Annotated in this window: 7 protein-coding genes; 6 read left to right on the forward strand and 1 reads right to left on the reverse strand. The window is 53.2% G+C overall.

All coding sequences use genetic code 11. The annotated features are described in order from the left end of the window. Nucleotide 1: 1 nt before the first annotated feature. The gene (locus JRI95_14845) at nt 2–1,267 is read right to left on the reverse strand and encodes an ArgE/DapE family deacylase (protein ID MBW2062820.1); all 1,266 of its coding nucleotides are present in this window, start codon (nt 1,265–1,267) and stop codon (nt 2–4) included. Nucleotides 1,268–2,180: 913 nt separating this feature from the next. Here JRI95_14845 and JRI95_14850 point away from each other — a divergent pair. The 6 genes from JRI95_14850 to JRI95_14875 all read left to right on the forward strand — a co-directional run. Then, on the forward strand, nt 2,181–3,293 hold the full coding sequence (locus tag JRI95_14850) for an HlyD family secretion protein (GenBank protein ID MBW2062821.1): 1,113 nt from the start codon (nt 2,181–2,183) through the stop codon (nt 3,291–3,293). Then, nucleotides 3,286–4,929 carry a DHA2 family efflux MFS transporter permease subunit gene (locus JRI95_14855; GenBank protein MBW2062822.1) on the forward strand — a complete coding sequence of 548 codons (1,644 nt, stop codon included), beginning with the start codon at nt 3,286–3,288 and terminating at the stop codon, nt 4,927–4,929. Before JRI95_14850 ends, JRI95_14855 begins: the two co-directional genes overlap by 8 nt. Before the next feature lie 262 nt (nt 4,930–5,191). Continuing rightward, nucleotides 5,192–5,995 carry an SDR family oxidoreductase gene (locus JRI95_14860; GenBank protein ID MBW2062823.1) on the forward strand — a complete coding sequence of 268 codons (804 nt, stop codon included), beginning with the start codon at nt 5,192–5,194 and terminating at the stop codon, nt 5,993–5,995. A 34-nt stretch (nt 5,996–6,029) separates the two neighbouring features. Then, entirely contained in the window at nt 6,030–6,392 is a 363-nt protein-coding gene (locus JRI95_14865) for a Lin0512 family protein (protein MBW2062824.1), read from the forward strand. 151 nt (nt 6,393–6,543) lie between these two features. After that, nucleotides 6,544–7,389, forward strand: coding sequence for an EamA family transporter (locus tag JRI95_14870; GenBank protein MBW2062825.1), 846 nt, complete (start codon nt 6,544–6,546; stop codon nt 7,387–7,389). Between the two features lie 134 nt (nt 7,390–7,523). Further along, nucleotides 7,524–8,530, forward strand: a 1,007-nt coding sequence (locus tag JRI95_14875; protein ID MBW2062826.1) for a CoA-binding protein, incomplete at its 3' end; no start/stop codon positions are given.

Raw genomic sequence — 8,530 nt, forward strand, 5'->3', positions numbered from 1 at the left:
GTCACTCGGCCAGCCTGCACCAACGCGCCAGGAACAGGGCGTAAACCTTGGCCGTCTGAATGACACTCTTGGTGTTCACCCGCTCGTTGGCGGCATGGATGTTTTCTGCGATCGGTCCGTAGCAGGTCGCGTCACCCTGACCGAAAAAATGAAACGCTCTGAGGTCGGTGGTGGCCGTGGATATATATTCCATGGCATTTTGACCGGTCAGGGCCTTGTGGCAATCGTTCAGGACCTGAAAGGCGGGCAGGTTTCGGTCAACTGTATGCCCGTCAGACCTGAACCCGTAGAAAACGATAAATGGACGGTTTTCCGCCAGCCAGGGATCGTCTTGCGCGGCTTGTTCAATGACCTGGATGATTCTTGCCTGGATCTGATCAAAAGTCGCGCCTGGATAATAAGAGAGCCGGCAGTGAAACTCGGCTTCCGCGGGCACGGTGGATGGCCAGTCCCCGCTCTTAATAATCCCGACATTAAGGTTTATGGGATGAGCGATATTCTGGTAGGCCGGGTGCTTCTCCTGGTTCATCTCGGCTTCCAGCTGTCGCAGGGCTAAGATGATGACAAAGGATTTCTCAATGGCGTTGACACCCGCGGTGGCCTCTGACACATGGCGCGGCACGCCGGAAATCATCACCTTGAACCACAGTACTCCGAGCTGACCCGTCAAGATGTTCAGGCCAAGCGGTTCGGGAATGAGAACGGCCTGGGCGTCATAACCCGCGTTGAGACAGGCTAAGGCGCCGTTGCCGCTGCACTCCTCCTCGATGACAGCCTCGATGGTCACCGGGGCCTTGAGCCCGAAGCCTGATTTTTCCACGGCCTGAAGCGCGTAGGTCATGGCAGCCACGCCGGACTTCATGTCGCCGGCACCCCGTCCATGAAGCCAGCCGTCCTTTATGAAAGGATCAAAGGGCTCAGAGTTCCATAATCTCAAAGGTTCCGGGCTAACCACATCCAGGTGTCCGTTGAAAAGGACGCTCCGGCCGCCCTGGCCGTTTGCGGGGCGAACCGCAACGACATTATAGCGGTCTTCATAACTCCAGGGCGTGGAGGCAAACCCGGGATGTTTGGCCAGATCATCAGGGTTGATCGGTATTTTGACAGGGTCCAGCGCTAGCCTGGTGAGTTCGTTCTCCATGACTTCAAGCGCGGATTTTTCATTCCCCAGGGTGCTTGCTTCAGCCACCAGCCGGGATGTAAAATCGAGTATTTCGTCGTTCAGACCGTCAACCTCATCCATGATTCGTTTTTCCCTGATATCCATCCTCATTCCCCGGGCGCGAGCATATTATTTAAGATCGCGCCAATCTTGATTTTTCCGATAATAAAGCACAGAAAGGTAGATATAACAATTCAAAAAGTCTGCCACGGAATCTACCTTATCTTTATTTCTGATGCTCGCTATCTATTTCCTAGACTGGTTTCCTGTAAATAATGGTAATAATTCAAATGGACTTTCCGTTATTTTTGAAACGACTTGTTATTGTGAGAAGCTTTAGCGACGAAGCTATTTTAACCCTTTCAATCGGAACGTATTTTTACCACTCTCTCTAAGAAAGGGCTCAGTCGGTTTTCTGAAGTGGCTGTTTGCCTGACGCCGGTTCAGCCTTGTAGGTCAGGGTGGCCTGCGAAGCGGGTCTCCCTGACAACATTAACTGGTCACACAATAGAGATTTCAGGGTGTATTTTTGTAAAATATTTTACCTTGATCGAAAATCCCCCTTACCCCCCTTTAGTAAAGGGGGGAACAAAGGAAAAAATATTTCTCACCGGAGACCGCGCCACAGGCAGTAAGAAAACTCCCCCTTTTTTAAAGGGGGATTGAGGGTGTTTTTTTCTTCTGCCTTATAAATCGTCTTAGTCACTCCTTTAGTAGCTATTGGCAAAAGAGCTTTTGGAAAAATTAGCTGAGCTTGTTAAGAGCAAAAGCCAATGGCTCGCAATGACAAGCTACAAGATATTTTAATCATCTAATTTTGGGACATAACACTGGAGGTTCTTTATGGTAACCAGGAAATATTCAGGAGTTCTATGTTAAGGCTGGCTGGCTTGTTATTTTCTGATGTCGAATAGTTTGTCTTTTGGACATGATTTTGGTAAGCTGATTCATTCTGAGCCGATTTTTTCATATCCATCGGTAGTTTTACATGATGCAGAAACAAGAGAGCTGTTGAGATATGACAGGGGTTGAGAAATCCAACGGTGGCAACGGTTGGAAAATAATGCTGGCGGTCGTCTTTCTATTGCTCCTGGGTGCGGCTGCGGGCGCTTACTGGCATTTCTTCATGCGCGGCATCGTCTCTATCAATGACGCCCGTTTTGACGGCGAGCTGCTTGATTTGGCGCCGCAAATAGGCGGTATTCTCACCGAAGTCCGTGTCAGGGAAGGTGACCATGTGCGTCAGGGCCAGGTATTATTTGTGCTGGACAAGAGATCGCTCAAAGCTGCTATGGTCGGGGCTGAGGCGGCGGTCAATTCTGCAGCCGCCGCGCTGGCCGTTGCTGAGGCCCAGTATAAAAAAGGCGTCCACGGACCGCGCCGCCTAGAGATTGGCATTGCCGAAACGGCGAAGCAGCAGGCCGAAGTGGCAACCAGGCTGGCTGCGGCGGAATGGACCCGTGTCAGGGCCCTCCATGACGGACGCGTCATGACCGCATCGAATAAAGACAAGATACGAACGGCGTGGGAAGCGGCAAAGCATGTTGAGAAAGAGGCACGGCTTCGTCTGAAACTGCTCCGGGAGGGAACACGCGCCGAAGACCTCGCCGCGGCCAGGGCTAACATTGAATTGAGGAAGGCGCAGCTGGCTTCGGCTAACGCCGCCTTACGCCTGGCCCAGATCAATCTTGACCGGGCCGAGGTGTGCGCCACCTTTGATGGTGTCGTGGTCCGACGATGGCAGAACACAGGCGCGATTGTCTCGGCGGGCAGGCCCATTCTGACAATCCTGAATCCGTCCAGTCTGCATGTGGCCGCGAATATTGAAGAGAAATACTTAAGCGAGATCGCCGTTGGAGACAGGGTTGATATTTCGGTGGACGCCTATCCTCATCTGAACCTTACGGGTCGCGTGGAAAAAATTCTGCGGGCCACCAATTCCCGGTTCAGCCTCATCCCGGCCGAAGGAGTCAGCGGGACCTATATCAAGGTGGCGCAGCGCGTGCCCATTCGCATTGCGGTCGAATCCTGCCCCGACCTGTCTCTGGGCCCGGGTCTTTCCGTGGAGATCCGTATCCACACTTCCAGGGACAGGGTGTCCTCTGGGGCTGTGGCCGCAGATCATGAATAATTCTCCCGATTCTGACATTTATCGCTGGTTTGTGCTCGGCATCGTCATGGTGGGCACGCTTTCTGTCATGTTGAATTCCAGCATTGTCAACGTGGCTCTGCCGCACATGATGAGTGCTTTTAGTGTCAACCGCAACCAGATTGAGTGGGTTTCGACTGGATTCATGCTGGCCGGCGCCGTGGCTATGCCGGCGGTGGGCTGGGGGGTGGGACGCCTGGGCCACAAGAACCTTTACCTTGGGGCCCTGGCCCTGTTTACCTTCGGCTCCGTGGCCTGCGCCTTTGCCTGGAGCTACAATGCCTTGATCGTGGCGCGGGTGATTACGGCCGTTGGCGCCGGCGCCCTCCAGCCGGTGAGCATGGCTATGGTGGCGGATTTGTTTGAACCCCATGAACGTGGCAAAGCCCTCGGAATTTGGGGAACCGGCGTCATGATCGGCCCGGCGTTTGGCCCGACTCTGGGCGGCTATCTGACCGAATGGTTCGGCTGGCGGGCTATCTTTTCGGTCAACCTCCCCATCGGACTGGTGACCTTGCTGGTTGGAGCGGCCATCATTAAAAGCGATAGATCGGTGCCGCGCCTGCGCCTCCCATTTGACTGGTGGGGGTTTTTCTTCCTGTCCATGGCCTTGGTCAGCGGGCTCCTGGCCCTTTCCAAGGGACAGGAAAAAGGCTGGGGGTCAACCTATATTCTGACCTGCTTTGCCTTAACCATCATCGGACTGACCTTATTCGCGGCCATCGAAAGCGCGATTAAGCATCCCCTTCTGGACTTGTCCCTCTTCCGCTACTTCAATTACTCGCTCAGCATGATCCTGGGAGTCTTTCGGTCGGTGGGCCTTTTTGGCGGGTTATTCCTGCTTCCGATTTTTCTTCAAAATCTCGCCGGGTATACTGTCATTCAGGCCGGATTATGGGTGATGCCCGCCGGGATTGTGATCGGCGTTGTGATGCCTCTGGCCGGATGGATGGCTGACCATTACAGCCCGCGCTGGCTGGTGACTTTTGGCACGGCTGTCGCCGGTTTTGCTTTAATCATGTATGGATACCTCGATCCCCTTTCAGGCGCAGGTATGATCATCGGCTGGCAGGTGGTGCGCGGCGTGGGCCTGGCCTTGATGATGGCGCCACTTATCACCGTGGCTATTAACTCGGTACCCCCGAACAAAGTGGCCGAAGCCTCCAGCTTTCTCAACGTGGGCCAGCGAGTAGGCGGTTCGTTTGGGATTGCGTTGCTCAATACCTATGTCACCAATTCCATTATCGGCCACAGCGCGCGTCTTGGTGAACTTATGGGCATGCGCTCAGAGGTGTTTCATTACTTCACCCTCCATGTCTCACAGGCGCTCTCCAGGCATATGCAAGGGATGCCTTCAACCGATTCTGCGAGGGAGGTGATGACCTCCATGGTGCTCAGGCACGCTCCCGGTCTGCCAGCGGGTGAATATGGACAGGGGCTGCTCCTGTCATTGAACGCGATCTTCCACCGGGCCAGCGTGATGGGATTCGACAATGGGTTTGTACTTGCCGGCTTGATCGTGTTGGCCGGGGTTCCTCTGTGCCTGCTGTTAAAGCCGGGCTGGTACCAGGAGAGCGGCAGCCAGGTCAGCGAGTCAGGAAAATTCTTAGGAGGATGAACCTGAGAATGCATTTTGAGGCCGCAGCTCAATGTCATTCATGTCAGGCCGCGGGGAATCGCTTTTCCCTTGACATCTTTTTTTAAACGGAATTAGACATACACATATCTCAAAAAGAGGGGATTAACAGTCGTTGTAAAGATGGTCTTGAGGTATTAAGCGGTTGAGGGATCAACCACAAAGGCAGGTAGCCTAAATCCAATTAGGTGGACGGCTGCTATTTGAAACCGGATTCCTGTCCTAATCTAAAAGGAGAATCAAAATGGGAGAGCGCCTTAAGGATAAAATAGCGATTGTTGTTGGAGCGGGTCAGACCCCGGGCGATACGATTGGGAATGGCAGAGCCATTGCAGTGCTTTTTGCGCGCCAGGGCGCCAAGGTTATGCTGGTTGATCGCCGTCTGGATTCCGCGTTTAAGACAAAGGCCATGATTGACGAGGAAGGCGGGGAGTCTTTTGCTTTTGAAGCAGATATTACGAAGATTGAGGATTGCCAGGGCCTGGTCGAGAAATGTGTCGAAGTTCACGGCCGGATTGATGTGCTTGTAAATAACGTCGGCATCGGTCAGGGGGACAGAGGGCCGGTCAAGCTCACCGAGGAGGTCTGGGACAGAATTTTCAATGTGAACCTGAAGGGAATGTTTCTGACGTGTAAGTTCGCCCTGCCCGTGATGGAGAGGCAGGGGAGCGGTTCCATTGTCAATAGCTCTTCTGTGGCCGCCGTTGCTAACTCACCCATGCTGGCCTACAAGGCCTCAAAGGCCGGGGTGAACGCCTTAACTCATTTGATCGCCATGCGGTATGCCAGAAAGGGGATCCGCGCCAATGTAGTCATGCCAGGGCTGATGAATACCCCTATTGCCATTGAAGGCACCACCCAGGCTCTGGGCATTGATAAGGAAGAATTGATCAGGACGAGAAATGATCAGGTTCCTTTGAAAGGGGGCATGGGAGACGCCTGGGATACCGCATATGCAGTGCTTTTCCTGGCGTCTGATGAAGCGAAATATATTACATCGGTCGTTCTGCCGGTAGATGGAGGGCTGAGCGGTAAAATCGGAAGATAAAACAAACGAGTGTATTTGAACAGGATGGAGACTCATGGATAGAAAGAGGTTTATAGTCGAAATCGGCACGGGCATTGATATACATGGCGAGGACGTCACCGAGGCGGCCTGCCGCGCTGTCAGGGACGCCGTATCCAGAAGCTGCCTGTGCGGGCTGATGGAAATCCTCAAGATCGAGAACCCAGATCAGATCGAAGTCGAGGTTCTGGTGGCTTCACCCAGACCGGATGAGGTTGATCTGAATAAGGTTATGGCCGCGGTTCCCATCGGCCGTAAAAAAGCGCGGGCCGTGCCAGGGGGGCTGATGGCCCAGGGCTTATGCGTGCCCGAGTTTGCGCCGGAGTGTGATCAGATTGTCGTGGCCAACGCCGCGGTAACCGTGTTCGTGAATCAATAGAGGAGTTATCTTTCAACCTCGCTATGTAATATTGGTTCATCTTTTTTATGATCTCTCATTCTTATTAGAGGAATCATCCATTCATGTGGCAATCTAGAAGGGATTCGTATATAAGGTACTGACACAAAATTTTCAAATCACCTTAAAGACCATGTCCTTTCTAGCCTTATCACTGATTCTTGTTGCCGCTGTTCTGCACGCCCTCTGGAATTTCACGACCAAGACAGCGTCCGGGAATTTGAATGTAGTTTTCCTCGGCTTATGGCTGGCCAGCCTTGTCTGCTTTCCTGTTGTTTTAATTTTTTTCTGGTCAGATATTGATCTGGCCTCCAGCTATCCTTTCATCCTGGCTACAGGCATCATACACGCTTTTTATTTTTTCGGTTTATCCAAAGCCTATGAATACGGCGATATCTCGACTGTCTATCCCGTAGCGCGCGGTATTGGCGTGGCCGGAACAGCCGTACTGGCCAGGGTACTGCTTCAAGAAGATATATCATTACCCGGCTTTCTGGGAATCACACTCATCTGCCTTGGGATCGTTCTGATAGGGCTCAAGACTTCCCAAGAGCAGCATCATTACAAAAGCCTGTTCATCGCGGCGTTTGTGGGCTTGACGATTGGAGGCTATTCGATTGTTGACAAGCAGGCGGTTCAATTAATCAATCCGATTGCATACATATTTGGTCAGTTTTTCCTGGCGGCTGTTTTTTTAACGCCTTATATATTAATAAGAAGCCGCGCTGATCTGCTCCCGGCCTGGCGTCATTACAAGAAATATATTTTTATAATCGGGCTCGGTTCAATGGGGACCTATTTAATTATCCTTTTTACTTTTCAAATAGCTCATGTTAGTTATGTGGTCGCGGTAAGAGAATCGTCTGTTGTGGTTGGGGCGCTCTTGGGCTTTAAATTCCTTCATGAAAAGTATACCCTGAAAAAACTGGCCGGTATTTCGATCATAGTCCTGGCGTTAGTGATCATTAAAATGGCCTGAAGGCTCAGGCTTAGGAGAAGTCGAGGAACCCCCATGCTCTGGCCTTAAAGGCCAGGCATGACATTAGTAAGGTTTACAAAGAGCCTTTGATGAATTATCCGTCTGAGCCTCCAGGCTTTCTGGAGAAGGAAACTATGGACAACATTGAGGAACTGATGACCCAACTGGATGCTCTCTTTCACCCTGAATCAGTGGCTGTGGTGGGCGTGCCCAGGGGGATGAAAACTGGCAAACTTTTTCTCATGGCCCTTCTGGACCAGGGGTTCCCGGGCCCCATCTATCCCGTTCACCCGGAGGCCAAAGAGATTGATGGGCTCAAGGCCTTTCCCACCGTCTCAGACATCCCCGGACCGGTGGACCTGGCCATCGTGCTCATTCCGCATCATCAATCCCTCGCCGTTATCAAAGATTGCGCGGCCAAAGGCGTTAAGGGGGTGGTGCTCTTTACAGCCGGCTACAAAGAAACCGGCACCGAAGAAGGGGCGGCCCTGGAAGAGGAGCTGGTGCGGGTGGCCCGGTCCGCGGGGATGAGGCTCATCGGGCCGAATTGCATGGGGCTTTATGCTCCAAAATCAGGACTAGCCTTTTTCCCTCAGCTTTCCAAAGAACCCGGGCCTGTGGGCATTATTTCTCACAGCGGCTCCCTGGCTAATATATTGGCCCGTACAGCCACCCAGAGGGGAATTCGTTTCAGCAAGGCCGTCAGCCTGGGAAATGAATGCGATCTTACGATTGCGGATTTTCTGGTCTACCTGGGCAACGATCCTGAAACCCGGCTCATCGGGGCCTATCTGGAAGGCATCAAAAACGGTCCGTTTTTCCTCGAAGCCCTGAGAAAGGCCTCTCTCAAGAAGCCGGTCATTCTGTGGAAGGTCGGGTTTACACCGGAAGGCAGCCGGGCCGCGTCCTCCCATACCGGGGCCCTGGCAGGCTCATGGGAGGTATGGGAAGGCGTGGTGCGCCAGGGCGGAGCCATACCGGTCGTGGGTTTCGAGGCCTGGATGGATACGCTCATGGGCTTCTCTTTCCTCACGGATCGCCTCGGTGACAGCCTGGCCGTCATCTCCGGCCCCGGCGGGCTGGCCGTATCCGCGGCCGAGGCCTGCGGCACGGTCGGGCTCAGATTGGCGGAACTCACGCC

This window comes from Deltaproteobacteria bacterium (assembly GCA_019308995.1).
Classification (GTDB): Bacteria; Desulfobacterota; Desulfarculia; order Adiutricales; family JAFDHD01; genus JAFDHD01.

Bases quoted from the DNA above. Each gene is read 5' to 3' on its own strand.
- JRI95_14855 (MBW2062822.1), top strand. From the start codon at position 3,286: ATGAATAATTCTCCCGATTCTGACATTTATCGCTGGTTTGTGCTCGGC.
- JRI95_14860 (MBW2062823.1), top strand. From the start codon at position 5,192: ATGGGAGAGCGCCTTAAGGATAAAATAGCGATTGTTGTTGGAGCGGGT.
- JRI95_14850 (MBW2062821.1), top strand. From the start codon at position 2,181: ATGACAGGGGTTGAGAAATCCAACGGTGGCAACGGTTGGAAAATAATG.
- JRI95_14865 (MBW2062824.1), top strand. From the start codon at position 6,030: ATGGATAGAAAGAGGTTTATAGTCGAAATCGGCACGGGCATTGATATA.
- JRI95_14870 (MBW2062825.1), top strand. From the start codon at position 6,544: ATGTCCTTTCTAGCCTTATCACTGATTCTTGTTGCCGCTGTTCTGCAC.
- JRI95_14845 (MBW2062820.1), bottom strand. From the start codon at position 1,267: ATGGATATCAGGGAAAAACGAATCATGGATGAGGTTGACGGTCTGAAC.